Below are 21,882 nucleotides of genomic sequence, written 5' to 3' on the forward strand. Positions count from 1 at the left end.
CTTGCCCGGTTAGTTCAAGCCAGCGTCAACAACCCTGTCCGCGTCATGGTGGCACCGTCAGCGACGACCGCTGACGGAGTGACTCAAGCGGTGCATCATACATCGCATGCCGACAAGTCTGATCTTCTGTTGTCTCTCTTGGGGGCCGATAAAGATACGGCGCTCGTCTTTACCAGAACGAAGCACCGGGCCGATCGGGTCGGGCGTATGCTAGATCGTGCGGGCCATCGGGTCGCGGTGTTGCATGGTGACCGGAGTTTGTCACAGAGGCGTGCTGCTCTGGAAGGTTTTCGACGGGGGGCCTTCCGGGTGTTGGTGGCGACGGATATTGCAGCTCGTGGGATTGATGTGGCCAATATCGGTCATGTGATCAATTTTGATTTACCGAATGTTCCCGAAGACTACGTGCACAGAATCGGTCGTACAGCTCGGATGAAAACGACCGGTCGTGCCACCAGTTTTGTGACCAGCGAGGATGCGCAACAACTCCGTGCGATCGAGCGTCTGTTGGGACAAACCGTTCCGGTCGCCCCGGGAGGTGGGTCTCTTGCACAGGCGAGTCCGCGCGAACATCAAGGCACACATCGGACTGGTCGTCTGGCTGTGAGTCAGGAACGACCGGATCAGCCACGTTCCTTCCGCAGCCGGAGACGGCCCCATCCCAGATCTTCAGCGCATGGGACGACGACAGCTCCACGTCCGTAAAGTTGAAAAATAGTTCGCAGAATCCACCTCGTGAGATAAAGTATTTCTCACGAGGTGGATGATGCAAACGATTCAATCGGCTGGTGTGACACGCAGTACATCTCGGCAACATCCTCGGGTTCGGATTCTTACACCCTTCAGCTGTTCCCTTTCTTCCGTAGGCACAGGTTGGTGGTTTCGAAAGTCCGTTCATGATGTGGGTCTGGTCCACGATCTGTCGACCCGCGGGGTTTGTCTGAGCACGGATGCCCCAATTGAGCCGGGTGATCAGGTATTCCTCACGCTTCGATTAACCAAGAGCGCTCCCCCGGCAGAAGTGGCCGTGGCCACGGTGTGTTGGAGGTATCAGCAATTTTATGGACTTGCGTTCACCAGAGTGTCCGAGTCGGTATCACGGCAGTTGACTGAGTACATAAATGCCACAGGAGAGGAGTAAATGATCATGGATGATTCAGACTTCAAGTCAACCAGTGGTCGCAGTGTGCCTCAGTTGCGTCGATATCCTCGCGTCCGCGTATCGGCTCCTTTCCCCTGCTCGTTTGCGCGTGTGGGGCGCCTAAGAAAGGGTGTGGTCGAACAAGGGTTAGGAATTGTCTATGATGTGTCGGAAAAAGGGGTGAGGGTCATGACGGAGGCGGTCATTACGCCCGGTGATCGAATTGCCATGCAGTTGCGATTGCCGAATCAGCCAGCATCGATGGTCATCGAAACCGCGACCGTGCGATGGGGGAAGGAACAGATTTATGGAGTAGAGTTTGAGGGGTTGTCCCCTCATGACAATCAACACCTTCAGGCCTTCATGACCCATCAGTCGAAGCCTGGGGTCAGACTCACCGCCTGATTCTCCAACGTTCAAATTTGATCGGTGAGCCCGGTGACGGCTGCCAGGCGGTTACCGCCCGGGGCCATCTGCCAGCGAGACAAACTGCTTGCGAAAGCCCACGACTTTCACCAGATAATCTCTTGTCTCTTGATAGGGAAGATTGGTACGCAATCGGTCGTAGACGGCCGGCGGTTCGAGGCCGTTGATTTGATTGACGGCGGATGTGGAGTTCGCCGCGAACGCCTTGAAGACATTTCCCGTTCCGGTGTTGTATGCGGAGATCACACAATATTCCCGTGAGACCTCGTTATCAACCTGCTCAAGCAGGTTGTAGGACAGAACGTTCAGATAGGCGCTGCCGAGCTCGATGTTGTTCTCCGGGTCGAACAGATACTCGCGTGATGGAATCGTATCTTTCCCCTTGGCTTTTCGGTACGCATCTCGGCCTCCGCTCGTTGGAACCAGCTGCATCAGACCAAAGGCTGGGGCGGAACTCACGGCAAACGGGTTGAAGTTACTCTCCGTCCGAATGACGGCAAAAATGAGGCTGGGGCTAATTTTGAACTGCTCGGCAAATCTGGTGACTGTTGCCCGATATTTGTCCGCTTGTTTGTTCGAGAAGTTTGCCACCATTTTGAGTTCGGCGATCAGCGCTTGTTTGGCAACGCCGTTCTGGTCCACAGGCCTTGCCTTGGCGCTCTCGAGACTGAATGCCGCAAACGCTTCCGCCTGAGCTGGGGTGCGGATCGGCTGTCCCTCCTGATCCAGTACCAGTCCGAGTAAATAAGGAGAACGGTCACTGGTCAGGGTCACCGGCTTGTCGGAAAACAGATCGACCGAGCGCGGGTCGTCCGGTGTGAGCAAGGTCGTGACGATCGCGTTCTTCAAACTCTCCTTCGGGGCCTTGTCGTCAAGGGTTTCTACCAGGATTGTCCCATTGTCGAAGTCCACGATGGTCCGACTCATATAGTTCTGGGTATATTTGACGTACTTCTTCTGTTCCGGAACTTTCACTTCCTTCTCGCCCCATGTTTTCCGAACATTGCCTGTGAGTGCGGTCATCAGCGTGTTGAAGTCCCGTTGAATCGTTCGGAGATCTCTGAGCACCGCCTCGGGGTCGCGCTGGTAGGCATCAACGCGCTCTTTGAGGATCTGTTTAGGGTCTTTACCTGTCGCAATATCGAGAACGGTCCGGCCGGAACGACTGCCCAGCACGCGTTCCGTGTTGGTCAGCACTCGGTCTGCGGATTCGCATCCGCCGAGCAACAGGAGTGAGGCAAGCAGGAATATCGATGCTCGCATGGTAGGGGTCCCTCCATAAGAATGGCCCATTCTATCTGGTTATGAACAGGAACTGAAGGGCTAGAGTTTGCAAGGCGGGTGTCGGTCGAATCAACATTCACTTGATGGCGACGGCTTTCACTTCCTTGTACGTGGTGTGGCCTTGCAAGACTTTTTGGATCCCGTCTTGGACGAGCGTGGTCATTCCATCTTCGATCGCGGCCTTCAACATGTCCTCGGTACGGGACTTTTGTTGGACCATGCGTTTCATTCGGTCTGTACCGAGGAGCAGTTCGTGGAGAGCCACTCGTCCTTTGAAGCCGGATCGATTACACGTTTCACAGCCCTTTCCTCGAGTCAGTCTAAATGTATTGTCTTGTTTGATGCCGAGCTGATCCCAATAGTCCTGCCCGTACCCCTGGCGGAGTTCTTCGTACTCTTCTTTCGTCCCGACATACTGTTCTTTGCAGTCCTTACAGATCCGACGAGCCAACCGCTGTGCCAACACGCCCAACATTGCGTCGGCGAAACTGAAAGGGTCACAGCCCATATCGAGCAAGCGGGTGACGGTTTCTACCGCACTGTTGGTATGCAGGGTGCTCAAGACGAGATGGCCGGTGAGGGATGCTTCGATACCGGTGTCGGCGGTCTCTTTATCCCGCATTTCTCCTACCATAATGACGTCGGGGTCGGCACGAAGAAATGCCCGCATAGCACTCGCGAAGGTAAATCCGATCTTCGGCTGGACCTGCACCTGGCGCAGGCCATATTGAGTAATTTCCACTGGATCTTCCGCGGTCCATATCTTGATGTCCGGGGTGTTGATGTTTCCCAAGACCGAGTGCAGTGTGGTGGTTTTTCCTGAGCCGGTCGGACCGACACACAAAATGATGCCGTAGGGTTTCTCAGAAATTTCTTTCAGGACTCGGAGATTACGTTCTGAGAACCCCATCTTGTCGAGCGGCAGCGGCTCGCTCGCCGCGAGGATACGCATCACGACGTCTTCGTTATAACCAGCAGTGGGGAGTGTGGCGACGCGGAGTTCGATTTCTTTCGTTTCAGACAGCTTGAATTTAATCTTGCCATCTTGAGGCTTGCGGCGCTCAGCGATGTCCAGACTGGCCATGATTTTGAGTCGGGAGACAATGGCACGGCGGTAACTCTGCGGAATCTTCATGTATTCGAAGCATTCCCCGTCGACTCGGAATCTGACCAGAGTCTCCCGCTTTTCCCCATAGGGTTCGATGTGAATATCCGAAGCATTTTGGCGGTAGGCATCGGCAATGATTTGGTTGGCTAGCCGGACGATGGCGCTGTCGTTTTCGTCAAGCCCTCCGGCGCCAGCCGATTCCTCCATGGCCTCGGCCTGAGCCTCGGTGACCAGTTCGCCGAGAATATCTGAAACGTTTTCATCAAGTTTCCGCCCTCCACCGTCACTTTGTCCGGTTACCGAAGTGAGAAACTGAGCGATATCGCGGCGAAGACTGACGGCAAACCGAATGTTGAGGCCAGGGAAGGTGCGCTTGATATCTTGGACGCGGTCCAGATCTCCCGGATCATCAGTCAGGATCTCGATGGCGCTACGGTCGCGCTTCAGAGGCATCCAGTGGTTCTTTTTGAGATAGTCGACATTGAGGTTTTTTAATAGTTCGGCGTCAACGATCGTTCGCTCGCTGTACTCAATGTAGGGGCACTTATAGAATTGGGCGAGAGATTTACCGAGGTCAAGCTTTGGAACTTTGTGCTTTTCCAGCAGGATGCTTTCCAGATCGTTCATGCCCTTGCGGGAGTCGGCGATCGCCTGTTCCAATTCATTCTGCGTGATACGGTTGTTGCCGACTAAGAGGTCGAACTTTGTGGGAGTTTTTTTAGATGTCTTCTTGAGGTTGAAAAAGGCAATGCCCAGAGCCTTGGCGATTTCGTCGACGGCCTCTTCGTCCTTTCGTGTAAAACGGCTCCCACTCTTCTTGTTGAGCAGTTGAAGCACACCCATCAGGTACTTATTATCTGCGACAACCGGGTAAGTCAGGACTTGTTTGGTCTTGAAGCCGGTGCGTTTGTCGTAGGACGTGTCGTGGAGTAATGCCGGGTGGATCGCTCGCAGTTCGGCAAGATTATACGCATCGGTGATATTGACTGGGCGAAGGTACTTCGCGCAGAAACCGGCTAAGCTCTGCTCGGTAATGGGAATACGGACCTCTTCTGCTCCGTCAATGTGAGGAACTTTTGAGAAGATTTCCTTCTTCTCTGAATCGAAGGCGAAGAGTGTCAGATCTTGAGCATCAAAAACACTCAGGATGTCCTTATGAAGATCAAGAAGAATGTGGTCGAGATGACTGGCTGCGTGAATCTGTGCGGTAATGCGCTTCAGATGTTCTGCGTGATCGACCTTGTGTTGGAGGTCTTGGACATTCGGCATCATCGATGTCGTGTGCATCCGACCGAGTTGGTCGAGAACCGGACGTGAAAGAATCGGGCTTCGTGCGGGATGAAGTGGGATGTAGTCATGACGTTGTCACAGAGTTCGGCGGTCACAAGACGCCCCAAAAGTCCATCAGCTCCGTTCTTATGTCGCTCGGAGACTCAGCGTACGGAAAGCGATGGCAAGGTGCTCCCTGGCTTCTTTCCCTGCTGTTATCTGTACAGGCTCAGTCTAGACGAACAGGATGAGAAGGCAAGGAAAAGGCAATTTCTGTCGGTGAGGTGGGGGCAGTGCGCACAAGGTGAGTTGCGGAACGAGAGACCGTTTACGCTGCGGAGGAACTCATTTCGAGGGAAAGCGTTTTGAGATGGGCGATGAGTTCACTTGGTACGATACGAGACTTAGCTCCAGTTCTTCGTACCTTCATTTCAACGATGCCATCGGCAAGTCCCTTGTCCCCTATGATGAGTTGAAACGGTGCCCCGATCAGGTCGGCATCGTTGAATTTGACACCGGCTCGATCGGCTCGATCGTCCCATAAGACTTCGAATCCGGCTGCCATCAGGTCGGTATAGAGGTGAGAGGCTATGTCGATCGTCTTCTCCGATTGGCTGACGGTCAAGAGATGGACATGGACTGGTGCGATGGGATAGGGCCAGATGATGCCTTTCTCATCATGATTCTGCTCAATCGCGGCAGCGGCGGTTCGTCCGACGCCAATGCCGTAGCAACCCATGATGGCGAGACGTTCCTTTCCCTGGTCATCAAGGATGGTGGCAGTCATCTTACGGCTGTACTTCGTGCCAAGCAAAAAGACCTGTCCGACTTCGATCCCTTTTGCCAGCGTCAACACACCGGTTCCCCGCGGAGAAGGATCTCCAGATTGGGCGTTGCGAAGATCGGTAAATTGTTCGACCGTGAAGTCTCGATCGAGATTGGCGTCCTGATAGTGGGTATCGGCTTTGTTCGCTCCGATGACGACGTTTCGCATCCCCTTGACAGCATGATCGGCCAAGACTCGGACCTGCTGCAGCCCAACCGGTCCTGCAAACCCTGGGGGGGCTCCCGTCACCCGTTGGACCGTTTCCGGATCGGCCAGCATTACATCGGTGACTTGGAGGAGCCGTGCCAACTTGACCTCGTTCACCTCGTGATCTCCTCGGATCAATACGGCAATCGTGTCGGTTCCAGCCCGATAGAGAAGAGTTTTGACCAGTTGCCGAGGGGTAATCTTGAGAAAGGTCGTGACTTCGTCTACCGTCCGACACTGCGGTGTCGCAATGGACGCCATGGGGCGAAGGGGAGACGTATCAACCTCGGCAGGAGGGAGCACCTCTGCTCGCTCAAGGTTGGCGGCGTATGACCCTTGGTCGCTGTACGCCACCGTGGCTTCGCCGGTTTCCGCCAATACCATGAACTCGTGTGAGACGTCCCCGCCGATAAGCCCTGTGTCGGCTTCGACCGCTCGGAAGGTCAGTCCGCATCGCGTGAAGATCCGGGTATAGGCGTCATACATGTTTTGGTAGCTGGCCTTGGCGCCGTTTTCATCGAGGTCAAAGCTGTAGGCATCCTTCATGATGAATTCACGACCTCGCATAAGTCCAAAGCGGGGACGGATCTCATCTCGGAATTTGGTTTGAATTTGATACAAGTTGAGTGGAAGTTGGCGATAGGAACGGACTTCGCGTCTAAAAAGATCGGTAATGACCTCTTCGTGCGTCGGGCCCAGGCAAAAGTCTCGTTCATGACGGTCTTTGAACCGGAGGAGTTCTTTCCCGTAGTAGTCCCAACGAGCTGTCTCTTTCCAGAGCTCGGCGGGAGAGGCGATCGGCATCAGGAGTTCCTGTGCACCGGCGCGGTTCATTTCCTCCCGGATGATCTGTTCGATTTTTCGAATCACGCGCAGACCGAGTGGAAGATAGGTATAGATGCCTGCCGCCACCTTCCGAATCATGCCGGCGCGTAACATCAACCGATGACTGACGGTTTCCGCTTCGCCGGGATCGTCCCGCAAGGTGGGGATGAGTAATTGAGACGTTTTCATGGTGTTGTAGCTATGGGTGTGTGTTGACCAGTGGAAGGTTTCAGTATTCCGTCTATCTAGCGGGCGAAGATCCGTTCCAGGTCATTCCAGAAGGCGAAGATCATGACCCCGACCAGGAGTACCAATCCGACTTGCTGAGCGACTTCCCGTTGCCGTTCGCCGAGCGGCTTGCGCAGGATGCCCTCAATCAAGAAAAAGAGCAAGTGCCCGCCGTCGAGGATAGGAATGGGAAGCAGGTTGAGCACTCCGAGATTGATGCTGAGGATGGCGATCAAGAAGACGACGCTGGAGGCGCCCTGAGACGCGGCTTCTCCGGAAATATTGGCGATCGTCAACGGTCCGCCGATGTTCTTGCTCGAGATGTCGCCGACCACCATTTTGTAGAGGCCAACGGCGGTCAGTTCGGTCCATCCCCAGGTGGCTTCCAGTCCCTGGTAGACGGCCTCCGCGGGGTTATTGGAGTGCATGAGCGAACGGCCAGGACCTGAAATGCCAATCTTTCCAACTTCGAGTGTCTGCCCGTTGACGGTGACTTTTTCACTGGTCGGCGTGACAGTCAACGTCCGCCTGGTTCCTTCCCGAAGGACTTCAAATGTGAGAGGCTTGAGCGGGTGTTCTCTGACCTGCGTCGTCATTTGTGCCCAGGTGTAGATGGTCTGCCCTTCGATTGTGACGACGCGATCGCCTGGCTGCACTCCGGCCGATGCGGCAGGTGATCCATGCATGACCGAGGTGACCAGGGGCGGTGTTTCTTCTACACCGATGGTGTACAGCGGTTCATCAGTGTGGGTGCCGTCTCCGGTGATTGTGACAGGCGTCGCGGTGATGGTTTTCAGTTGTCCCTCTCGTCGAACTTCGAGTGCAATGGGTTGTCCCTTGCTTTTCGCGACGAGATCCAAGAGTTCCGTTCTAGTCGAAATATCTTTCCCATTGACCTTGACGACTCGGTCGCCAATTTCCATCCCTGCTTTTGCGACGGGTGAGTCGGGAACCAATGCTTCGATGTCGGCACTGAGGTCACGGAAGGTCGGAACAAACAGAGGAGTGCCGGTGGACAGCCACCCGGCAAAGATCAGGTAAGCGAGAATGAAGTTAAACCCAGGACCGGCCGCAACGATCAGCACCTTTCCCCAGAGACCCTGATGAGCGAATGATCGACGACGATCGTCAGGGGTCGTGGCCTCCGCTTCGTCTTCCCCAAACAGTTTGACATAACCGCCGAGCGGGACCGCAGACACGAGGTACTCGGTTTCGCCCACCTGTCTGCCGAAGAGTTTCGGACCGAAGCCGATGGAAAACTTGAGGACTTTGACTCCTACCCAGCGTGCGGCCAGAAAATGGCCGAGTTCATGGAAGGCGACCAGGACGCCCAAGACCACGAGAAACCACCAGGCTTTCTGGAGCAGCAACCACAAGGTATCAGGCGACCAGGAAAGTACAGACGTCATGGAAACTCCCTGACTCGGTTCAGTCTTCTACTCTAACATTCGCAGCGTGAAATGCAAACGATCATGAGCGAGGCAACGCGTGCACCAACGATTCGGCCTTTTCGCGGGCCCAGCGATCTGCTTCCAAGGCATCCTCGAGGGACGTAATGGCCTGTTGGGTATGCGCATCCATTGTGCTGCGGATCACCGATGCAATTTCGATAAACCGCAGGCCGTGGTGCAGGAAGGCGTCAACGGCGATTTCGTTGGCTGCATTCATCACGGCAGGCATGCTCCCCCCGACTCGAAGTGACTCGTATCCAAGATTGAGACAAGGAAAGCGATCATGATCGGGCTTACAGAAGGAGAGCTGTCCGATCTCCGTCAGGTCCAAAGATGGCAGGTCGAGAGCCATCCGGCCGGGATATCGCATGGCATACGAAATAGGGGTCCGCATGTCCGGGAGTCCCAATTGCGCGATCACCGAACGGTCCTGATATTCGACCAGAGAATGAATAATGCTTTCTCGATGCACCATGACATCGATGCGGGACTCAGGAATATCGAATAGCCAGCGGGCTTCGACGACCTCCAAGCCCTTATTCATCAGTGTCGCGGAATCGATCGTGATTTTGGCACCCATCTTCCAGTTCGGATGCCGGAGGGCTCGTTCCGGTGTGACGTGCTGAAGGTCTTCTTGGGAGACGGTCCAGAGCGCGCCTCCCGAGGCTGTCAGAATCAATCGCCGGACGTCTTCAATCCGGTGTCCTTCCAGCGACTGGAAAATGGCGCTGTGTTCGCTGTCGACGGGAAAAATCCTGACTCCGTATTTTCGAGCCTCGTCCTGCATCAACTTGCCGGCCATGACCATCGGCTCTTTATTTGCCAGGGCAATGTGTTTTCCACTGCGGATGGCGGAGAGTGTCGGGAGGAGGCCGGCGGCGCCGACGATGGCGGAAATCACCAATTCGGCATCGAGTTCGGCGGCGACGGAGGCAATTCCTTCTTCGCCGGACAAAATCTCAACGGGAAGAGAGGCGCATCGAGCCCGAAGGAGGGCGGCGGAGGATTCGGTTGAGACGGCGACAGCCTTGGGTCTGAACCGGTGAATTTGCTCTTCTAACCGCTCGATATTGTTGCCGGCCGTTAATCCGACCACTCGGAATTCATCGGGAAACCGTTGCACGATATCCAAGGTGTTGGTGCCGATCGATCCGGTGGATCCCAGGATGATAATTGACTTCATGTCATCTCCTCTCCGTTTCTGAGTAGAGGGCTATAGAGGCGGCAACAAGCCTCGAACGTACGCGACATAGTAGTAAAAAGTAGGAGCTGTGAACAAGAGACTATCGATCCGGTCGAGCATCCCGCCATGCCCCGGTAGAATTCCTCCCGAGTCTTTGACGCCTGCTCGGCGTTTTATCGCCGATTCAAAGAGATCTCCGACCAGGCCTGTGAGGGTCAGGAGAATACCGAGCACGACGGCGTCAGTCCATGAGAGCTCTGAGGCAAACCACATCTGTGCCAAGACCGCAGCTGCAATGGCTCCCATAAGTCCACCGAGTAGTCCTTCATAGGTTTTTTTAGGACTGATGGAAGGCATGAGTGGGTGTTTCCCCCACAAGGTGCCGGCATAGTAGGCAGCAGAGTCTGATGCCCAGGTGACGACCGCCAGGAACAAGACCAGGAATGCTCCTGAGGGGAGAGAGCGAGCCGATACGACGGTACTCAACGGGATGCCCACGTACAAAACACCGAGTAGGGCGAGGAGCGGGTCCTTCCATCGGTACGCCGATGATGTGCTAACAGCCAGAGCGGTCATGACCAACGCGAACGCACCCCCGAGCAGTAGTTCTGGAAGAGGAAGTGACAGGTGTGAACGGGCGATGGTCAGAACAAAGACAGCCAACCCGACGCCGACGAGAATATTGTTCAACCGTGATTGGAAGCTCAGGCGATACAGTTCGAGCAGAGCGATCGACCCGACGGCGATCAGGAGGAGCGTGAGAGCCCATGGCGCAAGGTGGACGATGATGAGGTAGACGGTAGGAATCAGCGCTGCGGCGGTGTAGAGCCGCCGGAGATCAAATTGTCGCGTCGGTGCAGGTGAGGTGGTCACAGATCTCGAATGATGGAGAATAGTGTCTGGAGCGAGCGGATATCCCACAAGGATTTATTTATGATGGCACGGTACTGAGCACTCTGCCGAATCGACGTTCCCTGCGTTGATATTCGATCAGCGCGAGGAGAAACTCTCGTCGCCGAAAATCAGGCCACAGAGTCGGGGTGAAACAGAGCTCGGTGTATGCCAGCTGCCATAAGAGAAAATTGCTGATCCTGGCTTCCCCGCTGGTCCGGATCAGGAGATCCGGGTCGGGGAGAGGATAGGTCGAGAGGTGCCGTTGGACCGTGGGTTCATCGATCAGCTCGGTCTGAATGGTCCCAGCTTGCACGTCTCTCACCACCGCCTTCACTGCATCGACGATTTCTGCGCGCCCTCCATAGCTGAGCGCGACGGTCAGGACCAATTTCCCAAGATGGGCCGTTTCTTTCTCGGTCGTGCGAACCCAGTGTTGAGCGGACGGCGGAAGCAGCTCGTGGCGCCCGACAGCGCGAAAGCGGACGCCTTGCTCAATGAGACTTGCGCGCTCCGTGGAGAGGTAATGTTCCAAGAGTCCCATCAAGGCGCTGATTTCTTGGGTCGGACGATTCCAATTCTCCTGGGAAAAAGCGTAGATAGTCAGGGCATGGATGCCGAGCTCCAAGCAGAGTGTGATCATTTCTCGGACGGAGTTGATGCCTTCACGATGGCCGGCGATGCGAGGCAGTCCGCGCAGTTCCGCCCAGCGCCCATTGCCGTCCATGATGACGGCCACATGTTTGGGCAACAGGTCCGTTTCCAACTTGGCACTCAATTCGCTTTCAGACAGGTGGTCGAGATCTCCGGTGGGGCTGCGAGTCATAATTGTCCTGAGCGAGCCTATTGGTAGTCCTCTTGCGTAGGCAGAATCGAGTGCAGAGTCTACTGGTGGGAACCTGGAATGTCAAACGATCTCCTGGGAAATACTAAGAAATACGAGGTTTCACCGATTGTTGCATTGCGTGGTCAGAAACGAATGGGCTATACTCCCGATCCAGTCGGTCCTGACGAAGGAGCAAAGAGGTCTGTATGCCGGAGCCGGTTCAACTGACGACGTTCGGTGTCACGGAGATCGAGGCGCAGCAGGCACTCGATCGGGTGAAGGTCCGAGACGTTGAGTACGGGGATCTCTATTTTGAATCCCGCACGTCCGAATCAGTCTCGATGGAGGAAGGCATCGTCAAGCGGGTAGCCAAGAGCGTGTCACAGGGGGTCGGGGTTCGGGCCACCGCAGGAGAAAAGACGGGCTTTGCCTATTCGGATGAGTTGACGAAGCGGGATCTCGAAGTTGCCGCTGACACTGCTCGGTATATCGCCAATTCTCCAAAAGGGCATTCCACGGTTCCGGTGCCTACGCAGCGACGACCGACCCGTGATCTCTATCCGATCGAGAGGGCAAAGGCTGAGGTGGCGACGCCCGAGCGGGTGGCGCTTTTGAACGAAATCGATGCTGAAGCCAGGCGGTACGATCCCCGCATCAAGAACGTGATGGCTTCATTTAATACGGAATACAAGGTCGTGGTGGTGGCGACCTCGGAGGGGACGCTCGTCGGTGATATCCAGCCGTTGTCCCGTCTCCAGATTACCTGTATCGCTGAAGATCGAGACAATCGTCAGGTAGGAAGTTTTGGCGGCGGCGGCCGGGTTGCCTTTGCTTATTATCGCGAAGACAATCGCCATTTAAGTTATGCCAGGGAAGCCGCGCGGGAAGCGATTCTCAATTTATCCGCCGTTGATGCGCCGGCCGGAGTGATGCCGGTGGTGTTGGCCGGCGGGTGGCCCGGGATCTTACTTCATGAGGCGATCGGACATGGGTTGGAGGCCGACTTCAACCGCAAGAAGACTTCCGCGTTTTCCAGCCTGATCGGCAAACGGGTCGCATCGGACGTCTGTACGATCGTGGATGACGGCACCCTTCCTTTTCGGCGTGGTTCCCTGAATATGGATGATGAAGGCACGCCGACCGGTTGTACGACGCTCATCGAAAAAGGCATCCTCCGTGGCTATATTACGGATAAGCTGAACGCACGTCTCATGGGGATCCCCTTGACGGGGAATGGCCGACGCGAAAATTATCAAAGCGTGGTGCTTCCGCGCATGACGAACACGTTCATGTTGGCCGGTGAGTCTGACCCGCATGACATCGTTCGATCCGTTAAAAAAGGTCTCTACGCCGTCTCGTTTGGCGGTGGACAGGTCGATATCACGAACGGAAAATTCGTATTTTCAGCCAGCGAAGCCTATCTCATCGAGGACGGCCAGATTACCAAGCCGGTCAAGGGAGCCACGTTGATCGGGAACGGGCCGGAGATTCTGACGAAGGTATCGATGGTCGGGCACGATCTCAAGCTCGATAACGGCATTGGTACGTGCGGGAAGGACGGCCAATCGGTGCCGGTCGGGGTCGGCTTACCGACCATCAAGGTGGACGAAATCACAGTCGGTGGGACACAACGATAAACAGCCGGCTCGTGCTAACTTCGCTTTCTCACAATCGGTCAGCATGTGGTTGACAGATAACCTCTGAGAAGAGAGTGTGATGCTCGAGAAAACGACCATGCCAAATAGTGCCAACGGATATGCCCAGTTGGCGGCCGATGTATTGGGTCAGGCGAAGGCTTGTGGGGCGACTGAAGCCGATATTGTCGTGGCCGATGGAGAGACCTTTTCCGTTCAAGTACGAGTCGGGACGGTTGACCGACTGACCAAGGCGAGAGAGAAGCGTCTCGGCTTGCGCGTCTTTATCGGAAAGCGGTCTGCCACAACGTCCACATCCGATTTCTCACGGGCCTCTCTTAATCAGCTTGTGGCCGACACCTGCACCTTGGCCGGTGCCGTTGTCGAAGATGATGTCTCAGGCCTGCCGGATGCCGGGCATATGGCCGTAGAGCAACCGGATCTCGATCTCTATGATGATACGGTGCTCGATACGGACACACAGATCGATTGGGCCAAGCGAGGAGAAGCTGCGGCCTTTGCAACTGATCCACGTGTCACGAATTCGGAGGGGGCAGAGTTTGATTCTTCATCCGGGCGAGTGGTGCTGGCCAATAGTCATGGATTCGTGGGTTCGTATCGAAGCTCGAACTTTTCTTTGTCTGTGTCCCCGATTGCGACCGAGTCCGCGACCGGTGGCATGCAACGGGATGCCTGGTATCAGGTTCAGCGCAAGTTTGCTCGCCTGGCGTCTGCGGAATCGATCGGACAGGAAGCGGCGCGTCGTGCGATTCGCCGATTGGGCGCGCGCAAGGTGGCGACGAAACGTGTGCCGGTGGTGTTCGATCAAGAGACGGCAGGGAGCCTTCTGGCGAACTTATGCAGCGCTGTTTCGGGCTACGGACTCTATAAACGTGCATCATTTCTCCTCGATCAACTGGGACAGACGATCGCCTCCGATTTGATGACCATCTATGATGACGGTCGCATGGTCGGCGGCCTTGGATCACGTCCGTTCGATGGTGAAGGGCTGGCGACACGCAAAAATACCATCGTGGAACGAGGGGTATTAAAGAGCTATTTGCTCGATACCTATTCGGGGAAAAAGTTGGGCTTGCCGTCGACGGGCAACGCCTCACGGAGTGTGGGAGAGAGTCCCTCGGTGGGTCCCACCAACTTTTACCTGGTCCCTGGAGTGAAGAGTCAGCTAGAAATTATTGGGTCCATTAAAGAAGGGCTCTTTGTGACGGAGTTGATCGGGTTCGGCATTAATATGGTGACGGGGGATTACTCGCGAGGAGCCTGCGGGTTCTGGATTGAGAACGGAGAGCTGGCCTACCCGGTTGAAGAAATTACCATCGCGGGAAATTTAAAGCAGATGCTGAAAGACATCGATGTGATCGGGAATGACCTCGTGTTCCGTGGACGTATCGCAAGCCCGACAGTCAAGATTGCCGAGATGATGGTAGCGGGGAGTTGAGGGTTAATGGCCTATAGCCAATTGCTGATGGCCAGATGCCAAAGGGCACTGAGGTTGTTCTTCCTGCCATTCGCTATACGCTATCTGCCATAGGCTCTTTTCCCAGTGAGGTGAATCATGGCTGCATCGATTCGAGAAACAACCGTTCAGTATCAAAGTGGAACTGTGGGCATGAAGGCTTTCGTGGCGGCTCCGCAGACGAACGATAAGCGTCCGGCTGTTATCGTAGTACAGGAGTGGTGGGGACTCACTGATCACATAAAAGACATCGCAAGACGCTATGCGGCGGAAGGCTATGTGGCGATGGCACCGGACCTCTATTCACGCCTTGGGCATGTATTGACCACGGATGCCGGAGAGGCCGGCAAGCTGATGAACACACTGAAACAAGAAGATAGTCTCGCTGATCTGAATGCCACGGTAGCCTATTTGAAATCAGTTCCAGAGGTCGACGCAGCAAGGATTGGCGTGACGGGGTTTTGCATGGGTGGTTCCTATGCCCTCATGCTGCCTTGTCTGAATCCAGGGATTAAAGCGGCGGTGCCGTTCTACGGCCAGGTGCCGAATCCCGATACACCCATTCAGAAGCTGGCCTGCCCAGTACTGTACCTCTATGGTGAGGACGACGGTTGGATTACGAAGGCGGACGTCCAGCGGTTAGCGGCGGCGCTCAAGAAATATAGCAAGACCGGAGAGATCAAAACCTACCCCGGCGCTCCCCATGCGTTTTTCCGAGACACGGATCCATCGGTGTATCGGCCGGAAGCAGCAAAGGATGCCTGGGCCAGGACGAAGGCTTTCTTCAAGCAACATCTCGGCTAATTTTCTTTGAGCATGGATGGCGGGATGTTGCGCCTAGGGAATTATTTCGGATGGAGAGGGGACACGTGATGAAATCACTATGGAGTCGCGTACTCGTGGCGATCGCTCTGGTTCCAGGGATCAGTACGGCTGCAGAATTTCAGCTGACGAGTCCCACCATCAAGCCAGCCAGCACGATCAGTAAGACCCATGTCTTCGACGGATTCGGTTGTACCGGGAATAATGTGTCTCCCGAGTTGCGCTGGGCGAATGCCCCGAAGGGGACCAAGAGCTTTGCGGTGACGGTCTATGATCCGGATGCGCCGACCGGCAGTGGATGGTGGCATTGGGTCATCTTCAACATCCCTGAGGACATTTCGGCTCTGGCTGCGGACGCTGGAAGACCTGGTGGGCCTAGTGCGCCACAAGGCAGTGTGCAAAGCATGACGGATTTTGGTGAACCCGGGTACGGAGGACCCTGTCCCCCTGTCGGCCACAAACCCCATCGATATATTTTTACGATCTATGCGTTAAAGGTAGAACACTTGTCCTTGAAGCCAGTGACTCCCGCCGCGATGGTCGGGTTCTATCTCAACCAGAACGCTCTGGCCAAGGCCTCGTTCACCGGCCTGTATAGCCGCAAGTAAACACAAGTCGAATACACACCATGCCACTTGATGCCGAACTGGGAAAGAAGATGCTGCAGCTGATCACGTCGCGCTACGACGATCGGCACTGGCGAAAACGCATCGAGAAGACCTTGAGCCTGCCTCAGTCCGGCGTGACCGATCTGGTCCAGCAGCAGATCTTCATGCACCTCAAGCTCGGTCTGAAGGCCTACAAATCCCGCCGGGCCGATCCGGACTCCTGGATCATCGGCGGCTATGCCACGAAAGAAGTCATCAACCGCACAAAATTCCAACCGCAGCTCGTTGGTGCCAGCATCAAGAACGAGGACGTGGCCTTTCTCGGGACGGACCCGGGTGAGGACGTGACTGAAGCCTGGTGGGAAGAGATGCTGGTGCAGTGGTTCGATGTGCCGGAAGAAGAGAAGCCTGCGGAGAATAACGAAGACAGTCAGTCTGCCAGTTCAGAATCCTCATCGACTATTAAATCAAAAGCCTCGTGAATTTCACGAGGTGACGTTGTTCCCTTGCGTCTAGCCTTTGGCGAGTGTTGTCCGAGGTTCCGTTCGAATGAAATCCAGAGCGGAAAGAGTTGCACAGCCATCCGACGACGAAGCTAGGGGCTCCAACCTCTCACAGAAGCACGCAGCCCAGTTACCCGAACAAGTCCATCTGCGCCGGCTGGGGGGATTCAATATTCAGGACTTGTGCGGCTTGCGTAGGCGCGGTGTTGGTCGGCTCGGCTGGTTTGGTGTGCTTGTCGAGGAATTCTTTCAGCTTCTTAAAATCTTCCTTCAAGGTGGGAAGCAGATTGCCCTGGTGCAGGGCGGCAGCGGGATGGAGCAGCGGGAAGAGCACAAAGTCCTTCATGTGGAAGGCCTGCGCCTTCACTTTTGTGATACCGACCTTGCGTTCCAAGAGGGTCTGCGTGGCCCAGTTGCCCAGCGTGCAGACCAGCTTGGGTTGGATCAACCGGATCTGTTGGAGCAGGAACGGTTTGCAAGTCTCCACTTCATCTTGTTCCGGGTCTCGATTGTTCGGTGGTCGGCACTTGATGACATTGGCAATGTAGATCTGATCACGCGACAGACCAGCTGAGGCCAGAAGATCATTCAAAAGTTTCCCTGCGGCTCCGACAAATGGCTCGCCCTTCAGGTCTTCATTGGACCCTGGCGCTTCTCCGACAAACATGATGCTGGCATGAGGATTTCCCACGCCAAAGACGACTTGGCTACGGCCAAGCTTGGCTAGTTTGCATCGCTCACAGTTCACGAGCGACTTGGCGAGTTCTTCGAGAGGGGTGAGTGTCATGGCATCGACTAAAGATGGAAAACGTGAAACGTAAAATGTGAAAAGTTGGAAGGCATCATATAGGAGGGAACTGGGGTGAAGTCAACGCTGAAAAACGGATGAGACAGGCGCTAATTCAGTCGGTAGCCTTTGGCCGCCAGGCAGGTGTCTCGCATGGCGTTAATGGCGGTCAGGCCATGCAACGCACGGGCATGGTCGGCAGGATTCTGAGGTCCCGAACCAAACGGAAAGGGTGAACTGGAGCTAGAGAAGTGCTGCTCGTTGGCCAATCTGGCTTTGTACTCGCACTCGGCATAATCCCGTTCAACATCATACCGACTCAACCCCGTCGGGTGACCTCCGTGCTCATAGGGACTCTGCGCACATCCGCACGTGGTGCTTAACAAGACCAGTCCCCACAGCGTACCCCATCCTGTCATTTGATACTCGTACCATCCAGGCATTCACAGGTCAAGACGGCCGGCCTGTGATGATCTCGGAGCAGCGGCGGGCGCTGACAAGAGCGCTCTCAACGTTAGGAGGCCAGTTCGTATCGGTCCAGGCTCCGGCGACCAGCAGATTCCGGACGGGGCTTTGTTGAAGCGGCCGGAGTCGAGCCGCTCCCGGCGCAAGCAGCAGCGTAGCGTGATCATCTCGAAAGACCTGCCGAGATGTGACGTCACTCATAGAAAGGTCACAAAGCACTGTGGCCGTCTTGACTTGCGCGGCATTGATCACCTGCTCCTCGTCTAATCCCATAAGTGAGATCTCGGTTCCTGTGAGTCGAACGACGAGTTCCTGTGCGCCAACGGGAGATCTTGTGAGGTGATGGAACGGCTTGCCGTTGAACAGGAGCAGTCGGGGCGGCTGGCTGGTGGTATGAATGGTCAGCTGAACCACGATCTCACCGAGGCTTTGGAGTTCCGTGAGATGGGCAAAGTAGGCATAGCGGGTGAGAAACCGTTCGGGAAGCAAGCGGAGGAGGTACCGATATGAAAGCGCGCTGATGTACCAGCCGGCTTGCAACGTTGTCCCGTTGGGGAGTCGAATGTCCTGTATGCCGTCTTGTCCAAATCGGATGTGCGGTGGCTGTGCCAAGGGGATGAACCGGACATGATTTCGATGCAGGATCTCTTTCAGCGGGATAAGAAATCGCTGATCAATGGTTCCCGACCGGTATGTGAGTCTGGAGTCGGACGCATCACGGAGGAACACGGTTGATAGGGTGTGCACGAAGGTTGCTGCGGACAAACGGGGCAGTGCGTTGCCGGTCAACCACTGAGCAAGTGGGGACCAAATCCGTTCCCTGGCTTCCGCACTCTGGCCGATGGCAGTGAGCCATTCATCTGCTGTGCGATTCTCTAAATCAGCCGGAAGAGTTTCGGCCTGTTCCCAAATCTGCTCAACATGGGAGAACAGTCTCCAGCGGTCTTGCCAGGAGAGGCCATGGAAATTGAAGACGCTCATCATCCACTGCAAGGCGCCGGGAAGGCGGGCGGACTGATAGGGCACAGTCTGTCCAGTGGGGAGTCGAAATTCGAGAGGAATGGTCTGGTCGGAGCGTGAGTCTGTCCCTTGGGCGAGTTCTTGGAGCACTCGCTTGCTCTCATGATGACACCCAAAGGTGATTGCTGTGGGATCGGACGCGTCGGTTCGAAATCCATCGAGCCAGTCCGCGTACTCGAGCAGAGTGACCTGGTAGCCTTGTTGGTGGAGCTGGTAGGCAGTGGCGAGACCGGCCAGGCCGGCACCCACAATCAACACGGTTTGGGAGGACGGGGGGGTCACGAGAATCGTGAGCGGAGCCATACCCCGAGGGCGATCATCACCCGTTGAGTGGTGGTGAGGCTGATCCGTGGCCCGAATACCTGATAGTCCGACCGTTCAATCCGTTCCAGAATCCGGCTATAGATTCCACGCATGATCTCTGCCACCGTGAGGGCACGTCGTTCACTGGAGGAGAGCCCTGCGAGGGCCGCTTCGGCTCGCTTATAGTAGTGATGGGCTTGGGATGCCTCATATTCCATCAAGACTCGGAATTCAGGAGAATAGCTTCGGTTGAGCATCGACTTCTCTGCATAGTTCCATTTTCGCAGGTCGTCCAACGGGAGATAGATGCGTCCCTGAGCGGCATCAACTCCCACATCACGCAGGATGTTCGTCAGCTGAAAGGCCATGCCGAGGGCGACCGCATAGTCTTGTGCCCGTGCGGACGTGACCCCGAAGATGTGGAGACAGATAAGCCCGACGACGGATGCGACGCGGTAACAATAGAGCGAGAGCTCATTGAACGTGACATAGCGGTTATTGAAGAGATCCATCTCGACGCCCTTGATCAGCTCCTCGAAGTAGGCCTTCGGAATACTCAACGCTTTCACATGGTGTGCGAGACTCACCATGATGGGAGTCGTCGGGGTTCCGGAATACACCGCGTCCAGTTCTTCACGCCAGTGCTTCAGCTCGTCCTTGGGATTGCTGCCGGCGGTCGGTTCATCGACGGCGCTGTCCACCGCTTTGCAGAAGGCATAGACGGTGTACATGGCCTCGCGTTTGGCTTTTGGAAGAAAGAGGAACGAATAATAGAAGTTGCTGCCGCTTTTCTTGGTGTAGGCCGTGCAATAGGCTTGAGCGTCCGAGGCCTTCATGTCGCACTGTCTCCAGCTAGTACAGATGGTTCAAATTTGATCACCTGAGAGCGATCAAGCGGGTGGTCTCGGTCTGGGTGGAGAATGGCGGCCAGGAGTTCCACTCCGTCGATCAGTCGGGGGCCTGGCCGGCTGAAATAGGAACTGGCATCTACGAGATACACGTCCGACCGGGACATCCGTGCCCCTTGCCAGGATACTTGAGCAGGCCCGATCTGCCGAAGCTCATTGAGTGTTTGATCAACTGAGTACCCACAGGGCATCACGATGACCACATCTGGTTTTACTGCGGCCACATCGTCCCATGTCGTTTGATAGGATGGCCGGTCCTTGGATCCCAGTACGTTGTGCCCTCCCGCTAAGTCCACCATTTCAGGAACCCAATGGCCGGCGACGTACAGAGGATCGAGCCATTCGAGGCATACCACCCGTGGGCGGACGGCCACCTTCTCCGTCCGGAGGCGGACGCTTTCCAGTCGGTCGCGGAGATTGGCCGCAAGGGCTTCTCCCTTTGAAACAGCACCAACGGCGTTGGCAATCCGCTCGATGGCATGAATCACATCCTGTAAGGTCGTTGGACTGAGGATCAGCAGCTCGGGTTGGTGTTGAAGCAAGCGCATGGCCCTGCTGAGTTGGTCTGGAGTCACTGCGCAGACGTGACAGAGGTCTTGCGCCAAGATGAGCTCGGGGTCAGCGAGATGAAAGGCTTCTTCCTTTAATCGATAGAGCTGGTGTCCGGCAGCGACTAGGTCTTTGACTCGTTGGTCGATCCCGCTGCTTGTAGTGTGTGCTGCTTCGACCAGTGGCTCAATCATGACAGGAACTCGTCGAATAGAATGAGGAAAGTCACATTCATGGCTGATGCCGACGAGCTGGTGCTCCAAACCGAGCGCTGCGACCACCTCTGTCGCACCTGGGATGAGTGAGCAGATTCTCATAGGTTACTTGAGCCTCGGCCGGATACTCAAAAATCTTGCCAGCGTTGCTTTGCCTCGCTCAGAAACTCGACGTACTGAACAGCGTACACCTCGCATCATCCCTTCCAATTGTTCGCTAGTCTGGCCACAGGCGTGCGCGCAGCTCGTCCAAGTGCGTCTCGCTCAAGCTCAGGGTGATGGCATCGGCTTCGTGGAGATCCTGCGCGGTGTGGGTGTTGGTGACGGCTAACACCCGCATCCCAGCGGCTTTTGCGGCTCGAATGCCTGGACGAGAATCTTCAATGACCAAGCATGCTTCGGCTGGTATCGCGGACGTCGATTGATGACGGTTCAAACCAGCCAAGGCCTGAAGAAATGGTTCCGGATGGGGTTTACCATGTGCCACATCCTCAGCGCTTGTGATGTGACCAAAGGCTTTGCGAAGGCCGATCTGTTCGAGCACGAGTTCTATTTCTGGTCGGAGCGCACCGGAAGCAATGGCGAGAGGATAGGTGGCCGCTGCTTCTTCAATGAACGCGCTCACACCGGGGAAAATCACAAGGTGTTCCTTGATCGAGGCCATATAGGCGATGGCCTTTTTGGCCATCAAGTCTTCGACCAGCAAGCTCGAAATTGGACGGTGATTGACTCGAAGTGCTTCCAGGATGCATCCGCGATCATCAAACCCAAGATAGTCAGTGTAATAGTCCTTCTCGGTCAAGGTGATCTGGATATCGGCCAGTGTCCGGCGGAGGCCTTCAAAGTGCAGGGGTTCAGTGTCGGCGATCACACCGTCAAAGTCAAAGATCACAGCGCGCATGGAGTCCTACCAGTTGTGATGTCGT

Annotated in this window: 21 protein-coding genes; 8 read left to right on the forward strand and 13 right to left on the reverse strand. The window is 55.6% G+C overall.

Annotation, left to right across the window (positions count from 1 at the left end; all coding sequences use genetic code 11):
* From ACMTNU_RS17520 to ACMTNU_RS17530, 3 genes are all read left to right on the forward strand, one after another.
* On the forward strand, positions 1-705 hold a 705-nt coding region (locus tag ACMTNU_RS17520), incomplete at its 5' end, for a helicase-related protein (protein ID WP_413936588.1).
* 61 nt (positions 706-766) lie between these two features.
* Positions 767-1,141 carry a PilZ domain-containing protein gene (locus ACMTNU_RS17525; RefSeq protein ID WP_413936607.1) on the forward strand — a complete coding sequence of 125 codons (375 nt, stop codon included), beginning with the start codon at positions 767-769 and terminating at the stop codon, positions 1,139-1,141.
* Positions 1,142-1,147: 6 nt separating this feature from the next.
* On the forward strand, positions 1,148-1,546 hold the full coding sequence (locus ACMTNU_RS17530; RefSeq protein WP_413936589.1) for a PilZ domain-containing protein: 399 nt from the start codon (positions 1,148-1,150) through the stop codon (positions 1,544-1,546).
* Between the two features lie 51 nt (positions 1,547-1,597).
* Here the strand turns inward: ACMTNU_RS17530 and ACMTNU_RS17535 are convergent, their stop codons facing one another.
* The 7 genes from ACMTNU_RS17535 to ACMTNU_RS17565 all read right to left on the reverse strand — a co-directional run bounded on the left by ACMTNU_RS17535 (position 1,598) and on the right by ACMTNU_RS17565 (position 11,665).
* Positions 1,598-2,830 (reverse strand): murein transglycosylase domain-containing protein, encoded by a 1,233-nt coding sequence (locus ACMTNU_RS17535; protein WP_413936590.1) that lies wholly within the window; start codon positions 2,828-2,830, stop codon positions 1,598-1,600.
* Between the two features lie 97 nt (positions 2,831-2,927).
* Positions 2,928-5,231 (reverse strand): GspE/PulE family protein, encoded by a 2,304-nt coding sequence (locus ACMTNU_RS17540; protein ID WP_413936591.1) that lies wholly within the window; start codon positions 5,229-5,231, stop codon positions 2,928-2,930.
* Positions 5,232-5,556: 325 nt separating this feature from the next.
* Positions 5,557-7,275 (reverse strand): proline--tRNA ligase, encoded by a 1,719-nt coding sequence (locus tag ACMTNU_RS17545; RefSeq protein ID WP_413936592.1) that lies wholly within the window; start codon positions 7,273-7,275, stop codon positions 5,557-5,559.
* 56 nt (positions 7,276-7,331) lie between these two features.
* Entirely contained in the window at positions 7,332-8,723 is a 1,392-nt protein-coding gene (rseP, locus tag ACMTNU_RS17550) for an RIP metalloprotease RseP (RefSeq protein ID WP_413936593.1), read from the reverse strand.
* Between the two features lie 61 nt (positions 8,724-8,784).
* On the reverse strand, positions 8,785-9,948 hold the full coding sequence (locus ACMTNU_RS17555; protein ID WP_413936594.1) for a 1-deoxy-D-xylulose-5-phosphate reductoisomerase: 1,164 nt from the start codon (positions 9,946-9,948) through the stop codon (positions 8,785-8,787).
* A gap of 30 nt (positions 9,949-9,978) precedes the next feature.
* On the reverse strand, positions 9,979-10,821 hold the full coding sequence (locus ACMTNU_RS17560; protein WP_413936595.1) for a phosphatidate cytidylyltransferase: 843 nt from the start codon (positions 10,819-10,821) through the stop codon (positions 9,979-9,981).
* A 58-nt stretch (positions 10,822-10,879) separates the two neighbouring features.
* Entirely contained in the window at positions 10,880-11,665 is a 786-nt protein-coding gene (locus tag ACMTNU_RS17565) for an isoprenyl transferase (RefSeq protein ID WP_413936596.1), read from the reverse strand.
* A gap of 206 nt (positions 11,666-11,871) precedes the next feature.
* Between ACMTNU_RS17565 and tldD the strand changes: the two genes are divergently transcribed.
* The 5 genes from tldD (at position 11,872) to ACMTNU_RS17590 (ending at position 16,688) form a co-directional block, all read left to right on the forward strand.
* On the forward strand, positions 11,872-13,302 hold the full coding sequence (tldD, locus tag ACMTNU_RS17570) for a metalloprotease TldD (protein ID WP_413936597.1): 1,431 nt from the start codon (positions 11,872-11,874) through the stop codon (positions 13,300-13,302).
* Positions 13,303-13,381: 79 nt separating this feature from the next.
* Positions 13,382-14,758, forward strand: a complete 1,377-nt coding sequence (locus tag ACMTNU_RS17575; protein WP_413936598.1) for a TldD/PmbA family protein — start codon at positions 13,382-13,384, stop codon at positions 14,756-14,758.
* 117 nt (positions 14,759-14,875) lie between these two features.
* Complete coding sequence (locus tag ACMTNU_RS17580) at positions 14,876-15,580, forward strand: dienelactone hydrolase family protein (protein WP_413936599.1); 705 nt, start codon at positions 14,876-14,878, stop codon at positions 15,578-15,580.
* A 68-nt stretch (positions 15,581-15,648) separates the two neighbouring features.
* On the forward strand, positions 15,649-16,206 hold the full coding sequence (locus ACMTNU_RS17585) for a YbhB/YbcL family Raf kinase inhibitor-like protein (RefSeq protein ID WP_413936608.1): 558 nt from the start codon (positions 15,649-15,651) through the stop codon (positions 16,204-16,206).
* Positions 16,207-16,226: 20 nt separating this feature from the next.
* A complete protein-coding gene (locus ACMTNU_RS17590; protein WP_413936600.1) occupies positions 16,227-16,688 on the forward strand; it encodes a hypothetical protein in 462 nt (153 codons plus the stop codon).
* 151 nt (positions 16,689-16,839) lie between these two features.
* Here ACMTNU_RS17590 and ACMTNU_RS17595 read toward each other — a convergent pair whose 3' ends face one another.
* The 6 genes from ACMTNU_RS17595 to ACMTNU_RS17620 all read right to left on the reverse strand — a co-directional run bounded on the left by ACMTNU_RS17595 (position 16,840) and on the right by ACMTNU_RS17620 (position 21,857).
* Positions 16,840-17,496 carry a uracil-DNA glycosylase gene (locus tag ACMTNU_RS17595; protein ID WP_413936601.1) on the reverse strand — a complete coding sequence of 219 codons (657 nt, stop codon included), beginning with the start codon at positions 17,494-17,496 and terminating at the stop codon, positions 16,840-16,842.
* A 110-nt stretch (positions 17,497-17,606) separates the two neighbouring features.
* Positions 17,607-17,915 carry a hypothetical protein gene (locus ACMTNU_RS17600; protein WP_413936602.1) on the reverse strand — a complete coding sequence of 103 codons (309 nt, stop codon included), beginning with the start codon at positions 17,913-17,915 and terminating at the stop codon, positions 17,607-17,609.
* Positions 17,916-17,946: 31 nt separating this feature from the next.
* Positions 17,947-19,284 (reverse strand): FAD-dependent oxidoreductase, encoded by a 1,338-nt coding sequence (locus ACMTNU_RS17605; RefSeq protein ID WP_413936603.1) that lies wholly within the window; start codon positions 19,282-19,284, stop codon positions 17,947-17,949.
* Entirely contained in the window at positions 19,260-20,120 is an 861-nt protein-coding gene (gene hpnD / locus ACMTNU_RS17610) for a presqualene diphosphate synthase HpnD (RefSeq protein WP_413936604.1), read from the reverse strand. Before hpnD ends, ACMTNU_RS17605 begins: the two co-directional genes overlap by 25 nt.
* Positions 20,117-21,058, reverse strand: a complete 942-nt coding sequence (locus ACMTNU_RS17615) for a cobalamin-binding protein (protein WP_413936605.1) — start codon at positions 21,056-21,058, stop codon at positions 20,117-20,119. Before ACMTNU_RS17615 ends, hpnD begins: the two co-directional genes overlap by 4 nt.
* A gap of 115 nt (positions 21,059-21,173) precedes the next feature.
* The gene (locus tag ACMTNU_RS17620) at positions 21,174-21,857 is read right to left on the reverse strand and encodes an HAD family hydrolase (protein WP_413936606.1); all 684 of its coding nucleotides are present in this window, start codon (positions 21,855-21,857) and stop codon (positions 21,174-21,176) included.
* Positions 21,858-21,882: the final 25 nt, after the last annotated feature.

Origin of the sequence: Nitrospira sp. BLG_1 (genome assembly GCF_047338595.1) — a bacterium.
Classification (GTDB): Bacteria; Nitrospirota; Nitrospiria; order Nitrospirales; family Nitrospiraceae; genus Nitrospira_D.